General features: G+C 65.9%; 12 protein-coding genes. 5 read left to right on the forward strand and 7 right to left on the reverse strand.

The features are described 5' to 3' along the window. Positions 1 to 116: 116 nt before the first annotated feature. The 5 genes from ACEQZD_RS09985 to ACEQZD_RS10005 all read right to left on the reverse strand — a co-directional run bounded on the left by ACEQZD_RS09985 (position 117) and on the right by ACEQZD_RS10005 (position 7,519). A complete protein-coding gene (locus ACEQZD_RS09985) occupies positions 117 to 944 on the reverse strand; it encodes an endo alpha-1,4 polygalactosaminidase (protein WP_370185221.1) in 828 nt (275 codons plus the stop codon). A 116-nt stretch (positions 945 to 1,060) separates the two neighbouring features. Continuing rightward, complete coding sequence (locus ACEQZD_RS09990) at positions 1,061 to 2,704, reverse strand: acetolactate synthase large subunit (RefSeq protein ID WP_370185223.1); 1,644 nt, start codon at positions 2,702 to 2,704, stop codon at positions 1,061 to 1,063. 120 nt (positions 2,705 to 2,824) lie between these two features. After that, positions 2,825 to 3,043, reverse strand: a complete 219-nt coding sequence (locus ACEQZD_RS09995) for a hypothetical protein (protein ID WP_142948745.1) — start codon at positions 3,041 to 3,043, stop codon at positions 2,825 to 2,827. Positions 3,044 to 3,232: 189 nt separating this feature from the next. Then, positions 3,233 to 4,543: a ribonucleotide-diphosphate reductase subunit beta gene (locus tag ACEQZD_RS10000; RefSeq protein ID WP_370185225.1), complete on the reverse strand. Its 1,311-nt coding sequence runs from the start codon at positions 4,541 to 4,543 to the stop codon at positions 3,233 to 3,235. A 66-nt stretch (positions 4,544 to 4,609) separates the two neighbouring features. Continuing rightward, positions 4,610 to 7,519, reverse strand: a complete 2,910-nt coding sequence (locus ACEQZD_RS10005) for a ribonucleoside-diphosphate reductase subunit alpha (protein WP_370185227.1) — start codon at positions 7,517 to 7,519, stop codon at positions 4,610 to 4,612. 543 nt (positions 7,520 to 8,062) lie between these two features. Here ACEQZD_RS10005 and ACEQZD_RS10010 point away from each other — a divergent pair. The 5 genes from ACEQZD_RS10010 to ACEQZD_RS10030 all read left to right on the forward strand — a co-directional run bounded on the left by ACEQZD_RS10010 (position 8,063) and on the right by ACEQZD_RS10030 (position 14,353). Then, the gene (locus ACEQZD_RS10010; protein ID WP_142948742.1) at positions 8,063 to 8,785 is read left to right on the forward strand and encodes a response regulator; all 723 of its coding nucleotides are present in this window, start codon (positions 8,063 to 8,065) and stop codon (positions 8,783 to 8,785) included. 42 nt (positions 8,786 to 8,827) lie between these two features. After that, positions 8,828 to 10,456 (forward strand): ATP-binding protein, encoded by a 1,629-nt coding sequence (locus tag ACEQZD_RS10015; RefSeq protein ID WP_370185229.1) that lies wholly within the window; start codon positions 8,828 to 8,830, stop codon positions 10,454 to 10,456. A 113-nt stretch (positions 10,457 to 10,569) separates the two neighbouring features. Then, positions 10,570 to 12,060: a glycerol kinase GlpK gene (gene glpK, locus ACEQZD_RS10020; RefSeq protein WP_335629819.1), complete on the forward strand. Its 1,491-nt coding sequence runs from the start codon at positions 10,570 to 10,572 to the stop codon at positions 12,058 to 12,060. An 83-nt stretch (positions 12,061 to 12,143) separates the two neighbouring features. After that, complete coding sequence (locus ACEQZD_RS10025) at positions 12,144 to 13,244, forward strand: diguanylate cyclase (RefSeq protein WP_142948739.1); 1,101 nt, start codon at positions 12,144 to 12,146, stop codon at positions 13,242 to 13,244. Beyond that, complete coding sequence (locus tag ACEQZD_RS10030) at positions 13,241 to 14,353, forward strand: diguanylate cyclase (RefSeq protein WP_194856083.1); 1,113 nt, start codon at positions 13,241 to 13,243, stop codon at positions 14,351 to 14,353. Before ACEQZD_RS10025 ends, ACEQZD_RS10030 begins: the two co-directional genes overlap by 4 nt. A 3-nt stretch (positions 14,354 to 14,356) precedes the next feature. Here ACEQZD_RS10030 and argF read toward each other — a convergent pair whose 3' ends face one another. Next, on the reverse strand, positions 14,357 to 15,271 hold the full coding sequence (argF, locus tag ACEQZD_RS10035) for an ornithine carbamoyltransferase (RefSeq protein WP_142948737.1): 915 nt from the start codon (positions 15,269 to 15,271) through the stop codon (positions 14,357 to 14,359). Then, a complete protein-coding gene (locus ACEQZD_RS10040) occupies positions 15,268 to 16,461 on the reverse strand; it encodes an aspartate aminotransferase family protein (protein ID WP_370185232.1) in 1,194 nt (397 codons plus the stop codon). The genes argF and ACEQZD_RS10040 overlap by 4 nt, the downstream gene beginning before the upstream one ends. Positions 16,462 to 16,622 lie beyond the last annotated feature (161 nt).

Genomic DNA, 16,622 nt, shown 5'->3' on the forward strand with positions numbered 1-16,622 from the left:
GAAGGCGGCCTTGGCCGACACTCCCCAGCTAAGCAAGGGGCGATGAAAGCGATGTTACCGGGGTGGGTCGGTTTTATGTCGCACCGGCCCGCCCCGGAGAGGGCTATGGATGAGCGTTACGGATTACAGCTGTGGCGGAAGCTGCCGTCGAGCATTTGCGGCAGGGTCAGGGTGTTGAAGCCCAGGCCGCGGGTGTACAGGCACAGCTCGGCGCGGCCGATCGGGTCGTCGGCGTACAGGTAATTGATGTGTACCACCGGCTTGCCGGCCTCGATAAAGGGCATCAGCAGTTCGCACTCGTCCCACTCATGGCAGGATTCGTTGATGGCGAAATCGAAGTGCGCCACCAGGTCATCGATCTGGCCGAGGTCGTTCTTCAGCGAGATCGCCAGGCCGCGCTGGTGCGCCTGCTCCGCCAGCCAGGTGTTGTAGTCGATCTGATCCTGGTAGGTGAGCGGCAGGCCGGTGCGGTTGGCGTAGCCGTCCACGTTGTCCGGGTCGACGCCGTCGCAGCCACGCTGCACGGCCAGGTCGAGGCGGTCGGCCATGATCGCGCGGACGTTTTGCGAGCGGACGTCCAGCCAGCGCTCACCGGGCCAGTTGCCCAGGCGGCGGCCCTTGTCGGCGGCGGTGAAGCGGCCGGCGTCGTCGCGCCAGTTCTCGAAGGTGCCCGCCGAGAAATAGCAGATCATTTTGCGGCCGTCGGCGTGCAAGGCGTCGATTACGGCGCTGTCGGTGTCGAACAGATCAAGGACGTAGAGTGCCACGTCATAGCTGATGTTGGGGGTGCCCTGAAGCTGAACCTGGGCGTTCACGTCCACCGCCGGGCGATACCAGTCGCCGCTGGTGACGGCGGGATCGGTGGCCGGGGCGGCCGCCGTGCCGGTGGAGAGAACGGCGCTCAGCACCGAGGGCAGAAGGTTGGATAAAGAGGTGGTTGCCATGCTGGCGCTCCCTGCGCGAATCGGGTGGGGAGCGGCAGATTAGCACCGCCACCGGGAGCACGGTGAGCGCTTTCCGACGAGCGGAATACCGCTCGTCGGAAAGGCATTTGGCGGTGCTAGACCTTGCGGCTGAGCTCGCGGATTTCCTGGTTCAGAACGCGGTCGTTGTCGCTGTAGTCCACCTGCAGGTCGATCACGTGCACACCGCCGGCGGCGTAGCATTCCTCCACCAGCGGGCCGAGGCCCTCGGTGCTTTCCACGCGGTGCCCCTGGGCGCCGTAGGATTTGGCGTAGGCGACGAAATCCGGGTTCTGGAAGTCCAGGCCGAAGTCATGGAAGTCCATTTGCTTCTGCTTCCACTTGATCATGCCGTAGCCGTCGTCACGCAGAATCAGCACCACCAGGTCCAGGCGCAGGCGCACGGCGGTTTCCAGCTCCTGGGAATTCATCATAAAGCCGCCGTCGCCGCACACCGCCATCACGCGGCGGTCTGGATGCACCATCTTGGCGGCCATGGCGGAGGGCAGGCCGGCGCCCATGCTGGCCAGGGCGTTGTCCAGCAGCACCGTGTTGGGGTGCGTGGCCGGGTAGTTGCGCGCGAACCAGATCTTGTACATACCGTTATCCAGCGCGATGGTGCCGTCGTCGGGCATCACCTTGCGGATCTCGCGCACCAGGCGCGGCGGCAGGATCGGGAAGCGGTCGTCGCGTTCGCCCTCGGCGATGTGCGCCTGCATGGCGTCGCGGACCCGGTGGAAGTCGGCGAAGCTCCAGTGCTCCTGGGGTTCCAGGCGCTCCTTGAGCTGCCACAGGCTGTTGGCGATGTCGCCCACCAGCTCGATCTGCGGGAAGTAGACCGGGTCCACCTGGGCGGAGTTGAAGTTCACGTGCACCACGGTGGCGCCGCCGGGCTGCATGAAGAAGGGCGGCTTTTCCACCACATCGTGGCCGACGTTGATGATCAGGTCGGCGGCGCCGATGGCGCGGTGCACGAAATCACCGTCGGAGAGCGCGGTGTTGCCCAGGAAGTGGGGGCCGGTTTCGTCCACCACGCCCTTGCCCATCTGCGTGGTGATCGCCGGAATGCCGAGCTTCTCGATGAACTGGCGCAGCATCTTGCTGGTCAGTTTGCGGTTGGCGCCGGCGCCCACCACGATCAGCGGCTTGCGGGCGTTCCGGATCGCTTCCACGCCGCGGCAGATGGCCTTGTCCTCGGCGATCGGCCGGCGCGTCAGGCTGGGCTCGAGCACCGGCATGGAGGAGTGCTCGCGGGCGATGTCCTCGGGCAGCTCCAGGTGGGTGGCGCCGGGGCGCTCCTCCTGGGCCAGGCGGAACGCCTCGCGGATGCGCGCCGGGATGGTGTCGCCGCTGACCACGGTCTTGGTGAACTTGGTGAGCGGGCGCATCATATCGACCACGTCGATGATCTGGAACTGGCCCTGCTTGCTGGATTTGATCGGCTTCTGGCCGGTGATCATCACGATCGGCATGGCGCCCAGCTGGGCGTAGGCGGCGGCGGTCACCAGGTTGGTGGCGCCGGGGCCCAGGGTCGACAGGCAGACGCCGGCCTTGCCGGTGAGGCGGCCGTAGGTGGCGGCCATGAAGCCGGCACCCTGCTCGTGGCGGGTCACCACCAGCTTGATCGAGCGGGAGCCGCGCAGGGCTTCCAGCAGATCCAGGTTTTCCTCGCCGGGGATGGCGAAGACGTATTCCACGCCCTCGGCTTCCAGGGCGCGAACGAACAAATCCGAAGCTTTCATTCAACCTTCTCCTTCCGGCGCCGGGAACGCGCCATCATCGTGCCCGACACTATAACGCGCAGGCGGGGCAGGGGGGTATGGTCAATGCTGATGCTTGGGATTGGGAGAGTCGATGCGGCGTCAGTGCCAGGTGCCTTCGGCGTTCTCGCACTGCTCGAGGAATTCCTCGGCGCTCATTTCCACGGTGTCGTCGCCGTCGTCGATATGGGTGGCGACCTGCTCTTTGAGCTGGCTGACCACCGTGGTCATCACCGAGAGGGTTTCCTCCACCTGCTCAATGGTGCTGAGGAGCTCCTGGGCTTCCTGCTTGTAGTCGTCGTAGTCTTCGTGGTCGCTCATGGACGCCTCCGGCTTGGGTGCCCTAATGGTGCCAAAGGGTGGCAGAGGAGACAATCGGGCAGCGCTTGTGGGAGCGGGCCCCGCCCGCGAAAGGTCGCCTTGTCGGCCGGCAGGATTCCAGAGGCCCCTGGTATCCCGCCGGCAAGCTCCGCTTGCCTTTCGCGAGCAGGCTCGCTCCTACAAGGCGCTTCAATCCCAGCTCAGCGCACCGCCCACCTGATACTCGGTGACCCGGGTTTCGAAGAAGTTCTTCTCCTTGCGCAGGTCCATGATCTCGCTCATCCAGGGGAACGGGTTGGTGACGCCCTTGAACTGCTCGGGCAGGCCCAGCTGGGTGAGGCGGCGGTTGGCGATGAACTGCAGGTACTCTTCCATCATCGCCGCGTTCATGCCGAGCACGCCGCGCGGCATGGTGTCGCGGGCGTACTGGATTTCCAGCTCGGTGCCTTCCAGGATCATCAGCGTGGCCTGATCGCGCATCTCCTGGTCCCACAGGTGCGGGTTTTCCAGTTTGATCTGGTTGATCACGTCGACGCCGAAGTTCACGTGCATGGACTCGTCGCGCAGGATGTACTGGAACTGCTCGGCGACGCCGGTCATCTTGTTGCGGCGGCCCATGGACAGGATCTGGGTGAAGCCGCAGTAGAAGAAGATGCCTTCCAGCACGCAGTAGAACGCGATCAGGTTCTTGAGCAGCGCCTTGTCGGTCTCCGGGGTGCCGGTGGTGAACTGCGGGTCGGAGATCTCACGGGTGTAGTCGACGCCCCACTGCGCCTTCTTGGCCACCGAGGGGATTTCCCGGTACATGTTGAAGATCTCGCCTTCGTCCATGCCCAGTGACTCGATGCAGTACTGGTAGGCGTGGGTGTGGATCGCTTCCTCGAAGGACTGGCGCAGGATGTACTGGCGGCACTCCGGGTTGGTGATCAGCCGGTAGATGGCCAGCACCAGGTTGTTCGCCACCAGTGAATCCGCGGTGGAGAAGAAGCCCAGGTTGCGCTTGACGATGCGGCGCTCGTCCTCGGTGAGGCCGCCTTCCTTCTTCCACAGCGCCAGGTCGGCGTTCATGTTGATTTCCTGGGGCATCCAGTGGTTGGCGCAGCCGTCCAGGTATTTCTGCCAGGCCCAGTCGTACTTGAAGGGCACCAGCTGGTTGAGGTCGGCGCGGCAGTTGATCATGCGCTTGTCGTCCACCTCGACACGGCCGGCGGCGCCTTCCAGCTCCGCGATGCCTTCGGCGGTGTCCATTTCGGCCACCGCTTGCTGGGCACGCAGTACCGCGTCGCTCAGCGCTCGCTCCCGTGAGGATTCTCCTCGCAGTTCGTCGTGCCCGGGGTGTCCGGTTTCAGGGCTCGCATCCGTTCCACTTCCCGCTGCCGGTGCTTGAGGTGCAGGTGCCGCTTCCTCAGATACCGGTTGAGATTGCGGCGGCGCTGTCCGCCCGCCGGGCTGCTTGTGGTTGGGCGTTTCTGGCGCATGAAATTCGTCCCAGCTCAGCATGATCTTTCTCCAATTCTGTCGGGGTGGCGCCGGGGCGCCACCGATGTTGCATTCCGTTCCGCGTGCTTACTGGCACGCCTCGCAATCCGGGTCGTCCAGGGAGCAGGCCTGCGGGACGTCCGCGGGCTGGCTGAAATCGGCTTCGGACGGGGCGGCGGCGGAGGCGGCTGCCGCGTCACCGCCACCGGAAGAGACCCGGTTGAGCGTGTTGTCGTTGACCGTGGACTTCTCGGTCTGGGTGGCGCCGATGGCACGCAGGTAATAGGTGGTCTTGAGACCCAGCAGCCAGGCCATCTTGTAGGTCACGTCCAGCTTCTTGCCGTTGGCCTCGGCGATGTAGAGGTTCAGCGACTGGGCCTGGTCGATCCACTTCTGACGGCGGCTGGCCGCTTCCACCAGCCAGCGCGGCTCGATCTCGAAGGCGGTGCGGAACTCTTCCTTGAGGTCGTCCGGCACCCGCTCGATGGGCAGCACGGAGCCGTCGTAGTACTTGAGATCGTTGACCATGACGTTGTCCCACAGGCCGCGCTCCTTGAGGGCGTTGACCAGGAACGGGTTGACCACGGTGAACTCGCCGGACAGGTTCGATTTCACGTACAGGTTCTGATACGTGGGCTCGATGGACTGCGACACGCCGGTGATGTTGGCGATGGTGGCCGTCGGCGCGATCGCCATCACGTTGGAGTTACGCATGCCCTTGCGGGCCCGTTCGCGCACGCTGTCCCAGTCCAGGGTCTGGCTGCGGTCCACCTTGCAGTAGTCCTCGCCGCGCTGCTTGACCAGGATGTCGATGGAATCGATCGGCAGCACGCCCTGGCTCCACAGGGAGCCGTCGAAGCTCTGGTAAGCGCCGCGCTCTTCGGCCAGGTCCGCGGAGGCCTGGATGGCGTAGTAGCTGACCGCTTCCATGGACTGGTCGGCGAAGGCCACCGCTTCCTGGGAAGCGTAGCTGAAGCCCTGCTTATAGAGCGCGTCCTGGAAGCCCATGATGCCCAGGCCCACCGGGCGGTGCTTCATGTTGGAGCGCTCCGCCTGGGGCACGCTGTAGTAGTTGATGTCGATTACGTTATCGAGCATGCGCACGGCGGTTTTCACGGTGCTCGCCAGCTTGTCGCGGTCAAGAGCGCCGTCGACGATGTGCTGGGCCAGGTTCACGGAACCCAGGTTGCACACCGCGATCTCTTCCTGGTTGGTGTTCAGGGTGATCTCGGTGCACAGGTTGGACGAGTGCACCACGCCCACGTGCTGCTGCGGGCTGCGCAGGTTGCAGGGATCCTTGAAGGTGAACCAGGGGTGGCCTGTTTCGAACAGCATGGAGAGCATTTTTCTCCACAGATTCACCGCCGGCAGGCGCTTGTACAGCTTCATGCGGCCGTCGCGGGTCATCGCTTCGTATTCTTCGTAGCGCTTCTCGAAGGCTTCGCCGTACAGATCGTGCAGGTCGGGCACGTCGTTGGGGCTGAACAGGGTCCAGTCCTGTTCGTTGATCACCCGCTTCATGAACAGGTCGGGGATCCAGTTGGCGGAGTTCATGTCATGGGTGCGGCGGCGGTCGTCGCCGGTGTTCTTACGCAGCTCGATGAACTCTTCGATGTCCATGTGCCAGGTTTCCAGGTAGGCACAGACCGCGCCCTTGCGCTTGCCGCCCTGGTTCACCGCCACGGCGGTGTCGTTGACCACTTTCAGGAACGGCACCACGCCCTGGGATTTGCCGTTGGTGCCCTTGATATAGGCGCCCAGCGCGCGCACCGGGGTCCAGTCGTTGCCCAGGCCGCCGGCGAATTTGCTCAGCATGGCGTTGTCGTGGATGGCGCTGTAAATGCCGGACAGGTCATCGGGCACCGTGGTCAGGTAGCAGCTGGACAGCTGCGGACGCAGGGTGCCGGCGTTGAACAGGGTCGGCGTGGAGCTCATGTAGTCGAAGCTGGAGAGCAGGTTGTAGAACTCGATGGCGCGCTCTTCGCGGTTGTCCTCGCGCACCGCCAGGCCCATCGCCACGCGCATGAAGAAGCACTGCGGCAGCTCGATGCGGGTCTCGTTGTGGTGGATGAAGTAGCGGTCGTAGAGGGTCTGCAGGCCCAGGTAGGAGAACTGCAGGTCGCGCTTGCCGTCGATGGCCGCGCCCAGCTTGTTCAGGTCGAACTCGGCCAGCTCCGGGCTCAGCAGCTCGTACTCGATGCCTTTCTCGATGTAGGCGCTCAGCGCCTTGGCGTAGAGGTCTTCCATTTCCTGCTGGCTGGCGCGCTCGCCCACGCCCAGGTACTGCAGGGCCTCGGCGCGGATCTTGTCCATCAGCAGCCGGGCGGTGACCTGGGAGTAGTTGGGCTCCATCTCGATCATGGTGCGCGCGGTCATCACCATGGAGGTGTTGACGTCCTTGATGGACACGCCGTCGTACAGGTTCTTGACGGTTTCGGCGATGATCTTGTCCGGGTAGACCTCTTCGAGACCGCTGCAGGCCTCGTGGATCAGGTATTCCAGGCGGGCCATGTCGAGCGGCGCGCGGCTGCCGTCTTCCATGGTCACGGTCATGTCGACCTTGTGCTTGGGCTCGGGCAGGTCGCGGGCGCGTTCGGCGCGTTTGCGCGCCTGCTGGTCGCGGTACAGCACGTAATCGCGGGCCACCTTGTGCTCGCCGTTACGCATCAGGGCCAGTTCCACCTGGTCCTGGATTTCCTCGATATGGATGGTGCCGCCGGAGGGCATGCGGCGCTTGAAGGTGGCGCTGACCTGCTCGGTGAGGCGGTCCACGGTGTCGTGGATGCGCGAGCTGGCCGCCGCGGTGCCGCCTTCCACGGCCAGGAACGCCTTGGTGATGGCCACGGTGATCTTGTCGTCATCGTAGGAAACCACCTTGCCGTTGCGCTTGATGACGCGCAGCTGGCCGGGGGCGGTGGCGGTGACGTCCTGTTCGGCGCTGACTTCGCCGCCGGGCGCGCCCGCGTGGGACTGATCGCGATTCATATCCGTGTGCATGATGCCCTCTCCGTTGTCTCTGTGCTGGCTATTCTGATTGTAAAAACCGTTGTGACCCTGGGTCGGAAACCGCCGGTCCGGCGCCAATGGTGGGCTGGCGCGTCGAAAACACCATATGTTGTGTTCGCGGCGCGCGCCGGGGGCCGGACTGTCGGCGACTTCAGGACTGCATAATTCGGGCCGGAACTCGTAAGCGGCTGATCCGGCGGCATTTTCCGGGGGGCGGAAAGACGTTGGCCTGCTGAACCGGAAAACTTTTACAAAACCCAATATGTTGGGGTCGGTGACCGATAACAGTACAAGTTATAGATGGGTTCCGGCTTTTGCAAGCATTCCGGTTGGGGAAATCCTGTGGATAAACTGTGCGCGGGCTGTGCAGCGGTGTGGGCGAAAAACCGGGGTGCTTGAGAGAGGGGGAACGACCACTATATATTGTGTCGCCCCCACCGGCTCATTCCGGTTGCTCAACCGCACGGGTATGCGTATAAACAGAATTGGCGGCTGCGCCGCAACAACAACGAATCGATAAGGATAACGACGGGAATGACAAGCGTGCAGGATAACCCGCCGACCATCATGATCGTGGAAGACGATGAGCGTCTCGCCGATCTCACTTGCGAATACCTTCAATCCAACGGCCTCGACGTCAGCGTGGTGAGCGACGGCGAGGAAGCCATCCGCCGCATCCGTTCCGAGCAACCGGACCTGGTGGTTCTTGATCTGATGCTTCCGGGCGCCGACGGTCTGACCGTCTGCCGGGAGGTGCGCGCCACCTTCAAGAACCCGATCCTCATGTTGACCGCACGCACCGACGACATGGATCAGGTCCTGGGGCTGGAAATGGGCGCCGACGACTATGTCGCCAAGCCGGTCAAACCGCGCGTTCTGCTGGCCCGCATCCGCGCCCTGCTGCGGCGGGTGGAAACCGACAGCGAGCGCGACAGCTCGCCGTCGCGGCTGGAATTCGGCGCCCTGGTGATCGACAACTCCGCCCGGGAAGTGAGCCTGCGCGGCAAGTCGGTGGACCTGACCAGCGCCGAATACGACCTGCTCTGGCTGCTGGCTTCCAACGCCGGCACGGTGCTGTCCCGCGAGACCATCTTCGAGAAACTGCGCGGTATCCAGTACGACGGCCAGGACCGCTCCATCGACGTGCGCATTTCCCGCATCCGGCCCAAGGTCGGTGACGATCCGGAAAACCCCAAGCGAATCAAGACGGTACGCTCCAAGGGCTATCTGTTCGTTAAGGAAATGAGCAGCGGATGACGGGGGCGGGCGCCTTCGCCCGCCCGCGCCAGCAGGTGTGATTTGAACAGTATCTTCGTCCGAATCTACGGCGGCATCCTGGTGGCCCTGCTGATCATCGGCGCGCTCACCTATGCCGGCGTGGAGCTGGTCAACGACTATCGTTCCCAGCTGTACCGCGAGCGCATGGCCCGCGGCACCTTCTATTTAATGGCGGAAGGCTACCGCGAGCGCGCCAGCGACGAGGAACGCCAGGCCTGGTCCCGTTCGCTGAGCCGCATGTTCGGCGCGCCGGTGAGCCTGCGCGACGCCGGCGAGCTGGGGCTGTCCTATCGCGACGGCCTGCATCTGCAGGAAGGCCGGGTGGTGCTGCGCGGGAACGCGGACAGCGAACGGGTGGAGGTGCTGTTCGCGGTCCCCGGTGATCCGCTTTATATCCGCGCCGTCATGACCCGTCTCTCCGAACAGCAGGCCCGCGCCACCGCCATGCTGGTGCTCGACTATCTGCGCGCCCGTCCGGCCAACCAGCAGGACCGGGCCCTGGCCGATCTCAACCGGCACTTCGGTTACCCCCTGACGCTGCTGCCGCGCACCGAGCTGGACCTGGACGTGGAGCAGCAGCGGCGCCTGGAGCGCGACGAGGTGGTGTTCACCCTCACCGACAGCACCCGGCGCGACGCCGGCGTGCGAGTGCTGGTGCCGGTGCCCGGCGGCGAGCGCATTCTGGTGATGGGGCCGCTGCATCTGTTCGATCAGTTCCCCTGGGAGTTGCTGGTGATCGCCGGCGTGGTGGCGTTGCTGCTGGTGGCACTGTCCACCTACCTGCAGGTGCGCCCGCTGCAGACCCGCCTGCGGCGCCTGGACCGGGCGGTGAAGCGGCTGGGCAGCGGTGACCTGGGCGCCTACGCGGATATCCCCGGCAACGACCCGATCGGCCAGGTGGCGGCCACCTTCAATGGCATGACCGCGCACATCCGCCGTCTTATCGAGGCGCAGCGGGAGATGACCCGGGCGGTGTCCCACGAACTGCGCACCCCGGTGGCGCGGCTGCGTTTCGGCCTGGAGATGCTGGCGGACTGCGAATCCGCCGACGAGCGCCGCGAAAAGCTCAACGCCCTGGACCGGGACATCGAGCAGCTGGATGAGTTGATCGATGAGATCCTCACCTATGCGCGGCTGGAGGAGGGCACCCCCAACATCGAGTTCCAGCCGGTCTGCCTGCTGGAAGTGTGCGACCAGCTGATCGGTGAGCTGGAGGACATCCGCGGCGACATCCTGATCGACGCGCGCGGCTCCCGGGACCTGACCGTGGAAGGGGACCCGCGCTACCTGCACCGGATTCTTCAGAACCTGGTCACCAACGCCCTGCGGTACGCGAAAACCCGGGTGCGGATGACGGTGACCGAACAGGACGGCAACCTGATTCTGGACGTGGACGATGACGGCGCCGGCATCGCCGAGCACCAGCGCGAACGGGTCTTCAAGCCGTTCGCCCGGCTCGACAAAAGCCGCCACCGCGCCAGCGGCGGCTACGGCCTGGGGCTGTCCATCGTCAAGCGCATCGTCGACTGGCACGGCGGCGACGTGGCCGTGGCGGAGAGCGACTGGGGCGGCGCCCGCTTCCGGGTTATCCTGCCCCGAGAACAACGCCGCCAACACGTGCTTGGACGACAAAAGACAGTGAAGAGTTAATAGTGAAGAGTTAATAGCGAACACACCTCTCAGATAGGCCCGGGCGTCCGCCGGGTTTCGCTGTTCACTATTAACTGTTCACTGTTAACTCTATTTCTATTTTCGGGGTGTGTATGTCCGCTTTCATTCTCGCAATCGACCAGGGCACGACCAGCTCCCGGGCCATCGTCTTTGACCGGGACGGGGTCGCGGTGGGGCAGGCGCAGAAGGAGTTCCGCCAGCATTTCCCCCGCGACGGCTGGGTCGAGCACGATGCGCAGGAGATCTGGAACGACTGCCTGGCGCTGTGCCGGCAGGCGCTGCGCAACGCCCAGGTGGAAGCGGATCAGCTCGCCGCCATCGGCATCACCAACCAGCGCGAGACCACGGTGCTGTGGGACCGGGCCACCGGCGAACCGGTGGCGCGGGCGATCGTCTGGCAGGACCGGCGCACCGCGGATTACTGCCAGCGGCTCAAGCAGGAGGGCCACGAGGACCTGGTGCGCGAGCGCAGCGGCCTGTTGCTGGACCCGTATTTCTCGGCCACCAAGCTGGCCTGGCTGCTGGAGAACGTGGACGGCGCCCGCCGCCGGGCCGAGGCCGGCGAGCTGGCCTTCGGCACCATCGACTGCTGGCTGCTGTGGAAGCTCACCGACGGCCGGGTGCACGCCACCGACGCCACCAACGCGTCGCGCACCTTGCTGTTCAATATCCACGGCCAGCACTGGGACGAGGACCTGCTGCGGCTGTTCGACATTCCCGCGTCGCTGCTGCCGGAGGTCCGCGACAGCGCCGGCGAGTTCGGCCGCACCGACCCCCGGGTGCTGGGCGCGGCGGTGCCGGTGACCGGCATCGCCGGCGATCAGCAGGCGGCGCTGGTGGGCCAGGCCTGCTTCCAGCCGGGCATGGTGAAAAGCACCTACGGCACCGGCTGTTTCATGGTGATGAACACCGGCGCGGCGGTGCACTCCGACAACCGTTTGCTGACCACCGTGGCCTACCGGCTGAACGGCGAGACCACCTACGCGCTGGAGGGCTCGATCTTCGTCGCCGGCGCGGCGATCCAGTGGCTGCGCGACGGCCTCAACCTGATTACCCACGCCAGCGAAACCGAGGCCCTGGCCCGCCGTGTCGGCTCCGCCGGCGGCGTCTATCTGGTGCCGGCCTTCACCGGCCTGGGCGCGCCCTGGTGGGACCCGCACGCGCGCGGCGCGCTGCTCGGGCTGACCCGCGACACCGGCATCGCCGAGGTGGTCACCGCCGGTCTGGAGGCGGTGTGCTACCAGTCCCGCGACTTGCTCGAGGCGATGGCCGCCGATTGCGCCCAGCGGCCCACCACGCTGCGGGTGGACGGCGGCATGGTGGTCAACAACTGGCTGGGCCAGACCCTGGCCGATGTGCTGGGGGTGCGGGTGGACCGGCCCCGGGTCACCGAGACCACCGCCCTGGGCGCGGCCTACCTGGCCGGGCTGGGCTGCGGTCTGTTCCGCGATCTCGATGAAATCGCCGAGCACTGGCAGCCGGACCGGGCCTTCGAACCGGCGCTGGAAGAGGGCGAGCGGGAGCGCCGCTACCGGGGTTGGCGTGAAGCCGTGCAGCGGGTGTGTTCGGACAACCGGCAGTGAAAGCCCGACCGAAAGTGTGATTCAGTGCACAGTTTTGATTATCATCCCCGTGCCATAAGAAGACGACCTTGGGGAAGGATCGCATGCACGGACGGCTTGCCACAGTCACCGATCGACGCCAGGCGTTGCGTTTGCGCCGCCTGGCGTTTTCGTTGCTGATGGGCGGCGCCGCGCACACCCTGGTGTGCTGGCTGATCCTGCAATGGGGGTTCTTCCGGGGCGGCGCCACGGTCTTTTACGCCCTGTTCGGCACCATCTGGGCCGGCCACCTGGGCCTGCTGCTGTTCGCCCGCACCGGCCTGAACCGGCGGCTGAACAACCCGGCGATGACCGAGCCGGTGATGATCTGGTGCATCCTCACTCTACTGGCGTCCGCGCTCTACCTGGATCAGGGCCGCCTGGCGGTGATGGCGTTCTTCTTCGCCATCCTGCACCAGGGCGTGTTCCGCGTGCGCCGCCGGCAGGTGGCGCGGGCCGCCGCCCTGGCGGTGGCCGGCTACGCCCTGGTATTGCTCTACCTGAACGCCCGTGGCGACCTGGCGCAGCCGTTGCTGGAGGCGGGCCAGTGGCTGTTGTTTTCCCTGGTCACCCTGGCCATGGTGCTACTGGCCAGCGAGATCACCACCATTCGTTTGCGGCTGCGCGAGCGTAACGGCCAGCTCGCCGAGCTGCTCGAGCGGATCCAGGACCTGGCAGTGAAGGACGAGCTCACCGGCCTGTACAGCCGCCGCCACGCCATGGAGCTGCTCGCCAAGGCCTGCGGCCAGGCCCGCCGCGGGGCGTTTCTGCTGGCGGTGGGGTTCGTCGACCTGGACCACTTCAAGCGCATCAACGACCGCCACGGGCATCTGTTCGGTGACCAGGTGCTGGTGCGGTTCGCCGAGCTCACCCGCCGCTACCTGGGCGACAAGGACATGGCCGCGCGGCTGGGCGGCGAGGAGTTTCTGATCATGCTGCCGGTGATGGACATGGAGCAGGCGCTCACCAGCGTGGAGCGCCTGATGAGCGCGTTGCGCGCCCAGCGCTTCATGGCCGCGCCGGCGCTGGAAGTGACCGCCTCGGTGGGGCTCACCGTGGTCGGGCACGGCGAAAGCCCGGACGAGGTGCTGGTGCGCGCCGACCGTCTTCTTTATCAGGCCAAGGCCGCCGGCCGCGATCGGATCATCACGGCGGGTCCACCGTGAACAGCCGTTATTGGCGCCGGGCGCGCCGGCTGACGGTCAGTGAGCGGCGTCTGCTGCTTCGCCACGGTCGGTCCCTGGCGGCGGTGGCGCTGTTTCATGCGCTGCTGGTGGTGGCGCTGTGGCTGTGGGGCACGCTGGACGCCGGCGGGCTCTACGTGAGCCTGCTGCTCGGCGCGCTGGCGGTGATCACGGTGGTGTATCTGCTGCTGATCGAAACCGGCGCCACCCTGGAATGGCGGGAATCCAGCCTCTCCGTGCCGATGGCCCTGGGCCTGGTGATCGCCTTTCTGATCGCCGCGTTTCCCATGAACGAGGCGCGCATCAGCGCCATGATTCTGTTCTTCCCGCTGTTGCTACTGGTGTCGTTCCGGCTCGGCGCCCGCTCGCTGCTGTCGCTGGCGCTGCTGGCCAGCGTTGGCTACGCGCTGATGCTGGCCCTGGCGCTGGCGACGCGTGGCCTGCGGCTGAGCCTGAGTCTGGAGCTGCTGCAGTGGCTGATCTTTACCCTGGTGGCGCTGAGCTTCGCGGTGACCGGCAGCGGCGTGAACGGCCTGCGGCGCAGCCTGGCGGTAAAGAACCAGGCGCTGGCGGACGCCCTGGAACAGGTCCGTGACCTGGCGATCCGCGATGATCTCACCGGGCTGTTCAACCGCCGCCATATTCTGGAAGTGCTGGAGCACCAGAAGGCGCTGGCGGACAACCAGATTTACCCGTTCTCGGTGTGCTACGTGGACCTGGACCATTTCAAGCGCATCAACGACGAGTACGGCCACGACATGGGCGACCGGGTGCTGCGCCAGTTCGCCGAGCACACCCTGGACAATCTGCGCGAAGGGGATTATCTGGCCCGTTTGGGCGGCGAGGAATTCATTCTGGTGCTGCCGCAGAGCGACCTGGCCGGCGCCGAGCTGGTGGCCGAGCGACTGCGTGAAAGCTGGGCGGCGCGCAGCTTCGAGGACCGCCGCGGGCCGCCGGCGGTGAGCCTGTCGGCGGGGGTGGCCAGCTACCGGGGCCAGGAAACCGTGGACCAGCTGCTGGGCCGCGCCGACCGCGCCCTGTACCGGGCCAAGACCGGCGGCCGCAACCGGGTCTGCCGCGAGGACCAATAACCCTTAATGCGTCCCGGTGAGCAGGAACTCCAGCAGCGCCTTCTGCGCGTGCAGCCGGTTTTCCGCCTCATCCCAGACCACCGCGCGCGGATCGTCGAGCATGTCGTGGCTGACTTCCTCGCCCCGGTGGGCGGGCAGGCAGTGCATGAACAGCGCCTCCGGGTCGGCCCGGTCCATCAGTGCCGGGTTCACCTGATACTCTGAGAACCGCTTGATGCGGTCGGCCTGCTCGTCTTCCTGGCCCATGGAGGCCCACACGTCGGTGACCACCAGATGGGCGCCTTTGACCGCCTCGGCGGGGTCGCGCTGCAGGGTGACCCGGTGTGAGAACGCGTCCACCAGGTCCGCCGGCGGCTCGAAGCCCTCCGGGCAGCACACCACCAGCTGGAAATCGAACTGCTCGGCGGCGTTGATGTAGCTGGCGCACATGTTGTTGCCGTCGCCCACCCAGGTCACCGTTTTACCGGCGATGCTGCCGCGGTGCTCGACGTAGGTCTGCATGTCGGCGAGCAGCTGGCAGGGGTGGAACTGGTCGGTGAGGGCGTTGATCACCGGCACCCGCGAGTGGGCGGCGAAGGCCTCCACGGTGTCGTGGTCGAAGGTGCGGATCATCACCGCGTCCACCATCCGCGACAGCACCCGGGCGGAATCCTCCACCGGTTCACCGCGCCCCAGCTGGGTGTCGCGCGGTGACAGGAACACGCTGGCGCCGCCGAACTGGGTCATCGCCACCTCGAACGACACCCGGGTACGGGTGGAGGATTTCTCGAAAATCATGCCCAGGGTCTTGCCGCGCAGGGGCTCGTGGAACTGCCCGGTGTGCAGCATGGTTTTCAGCTCCACGGCGCGCTGTATCAGATACCCCAGCTCCTTGGGCGTAAGGTCCATCAGAGTGAGAAAGTGACGCGGGCTGCTCATGGGTTCTCCTGATCACGGGCAAAGTCGCGGATCACCTGGGCCAGGGTGTCCACCAAGAAACGGAGTTCGTCGTCGTTGATCACCAGGGGCGGCAACAGCCGCACCACCGAGCCGGCGGTGACGTTGATCAGCAGGTCCGCCTCGCGGGCCCGGCCCACCAGTTCGCCGCAGTCGCGGTCGAGCTGCACGCCGATCATCAGCCCGCGGCCGCGCACGCCGGTGACCAGCGGCACGTCGGCCAGCCGGTCGCGCAGCGCCGCGCGCAGGGTCTCGCCCTTGGCGTCGACCGCCGGGATCACCTGGTCGCTGAGCGTCTCCACCACGGTCAGCGCGGTGGCGCAGCCCAGCGGGTTGCCGCCGAACGTGCTGCCGTGGCTGCCCGGCCCGAACAGCGCCGATGCGGCGCCGCTCACCAGACAGGCGCCGATCGGGAAGCCGTTGCCCAGGCCCTTGGCGGTGGTCAGCACGTCGGGCCGCACGCCGTCGCCCTGGCACGCGAAATAGCTGCCGGTGCGGCCGTTGCCGGTCTGGATTTCATCCAGCATCAACAACCAGCCGTGGCGGTCGCACAACTCACGCAGGCCGCGCAGGTAGCCGTCGTCGGGCACGTTGACCCCGCCTTCGCCCTGCACCGGCTCCACCAGCACGGCGGCGATGTGGCCGGCCTGGTCGCCGGCCGCGGCGGCTTCCACCGCCGCCAGGTCGTTGTAGGGCAGGTGCTGGAAGCCTTCCACCAGCGGCTCGAAGCCTTTCTGCACCTTGCGGTTGCCGGTGGCGGACAGGGTCGCCAGGGTACGGCCGTGGAAGCTGTTCTCCATCACCAGAATGCGCGGCGTGTCGCTGCCCCGGTGGTGGCCGTGCAGACGCGCCAGCTTGATCGCCGCCTCGTTGGCTTCGGCGCCGGAATTGGAGAAGAACACCTTCTCCATACCGCTCAGCGCGCACAGGCGCGCGGCCAGTTTTTCCTGGGCCGGTATCCGGTACAGGTTGGAGGTGTGCACCAGTTGCGCGGCCTGATCCGCCAGGGTGCGGGTCACCGCCGGATGGGCGTGGCCGAGGTTGCACACGGCGACGCCGGACACGGCGTCCATAAAACGGTTGCCGTCGGCATCGTATAGCCATACCCCTTCGCCGCGCTCGAAGCTCACCGGCTGACGGGCGTAGGTGGGGATCAGAAACTGCTCGCTCATGGTCTTTGGCGCTGTAGGTCGATGAAGAACGCTTACAAACAAAAAACGGCAGCCGAGGCTGCCGCGTGGACCCTGAATAATACTGAGGCCGGCGCGGGGACGCAATTCCCGCGCCGGTATCCTGTATCCTGATCGGTGAACCGCATTTTCAGGGGGAAGTC

The organism is Alloalcanivorax sp. (genome assembly GCF_964221125.1).
Taxonomy (GTDB): Bacteria; Pseudomonadota; Gammaproteobacteria; order Pseudomonadales; family Alcanivoracaceae; genus Alloalcanivorax; species Alloalcanivorax venustensis.

Bases quoted from the DNA above. Each gene is read 5' to 3' on its own strand.
- ACEQZD_RS10000 (WP_370185225.1), bottom strand. From the start codon at position 4,543: ATGCTGAGCTGGGACGAATTTCATGCGCCAGAAACGCCCAACCACAAG.
- ACEQZD_RS10040 (WP_370185232.1), bottom strand. From the start codon at position 16,461: ATGAGCGAGCAGTTTCTGATCCCCACCTACGCCCGTCAGCCGGTGAGC.
- ACEQZD_RS10025 (WP_142948739.1), top strand. From the start codon at position 12,144: ATGCACGGACGGCTTGCCACAGTCACCGATCGACGCCAGGCGTTGCGT.
- ACEQZD_RS10005 (WP_370185227.1), bottom strand. From the start codon at position 7,519: ATGCACACGGATATGAATCGCGATCAGTCCCACGCGGGCGCGCCCGGC.
- ACEQZD_RS09990 (WP_370185223.1), bottom strand. From the start codon at position 2,704: ATGAAAGCTTCGGATTTGTTCGTTCGCGCCCTGGAAGCCGAGGGCGTG.
- ACEQZD_RS09985 (WP_370185221.1), bottom strand. From the start codon at position 944: ATGGCAACCACCTCTTTATCCAACCTTCTGCCCTCGGTGCTGAGCGCC.
- argF (WP_142948737.1), bottom strand. From the start codon at position 15,271: ATGAGCAGCCCGCGTCACTTTCTCACTCTGATGGACCTTACGCCCAAG.
- ACEQZD_RS10010 (WP_142948742.1), top strand. From the start codon at position 8,063: ATGACAAGCGTGCAGGATAACCCGCCGACCATCATGATCGTGGAAGAC.
- ACEQZD_RS09995 (WP_142948745.1), bottom strand. From the start codon at position 3,043: ATGAGCGACCACGAAGACTACGACGACTACAAGCAGGAAGCCCAGGAG.
- glpK (WP_335629819.1), top strand. From the start codon at position 10,570: ATGTCCGCTTTCATTCTCGCAATCGACCAGGGCACGACCAGCTCCCGG.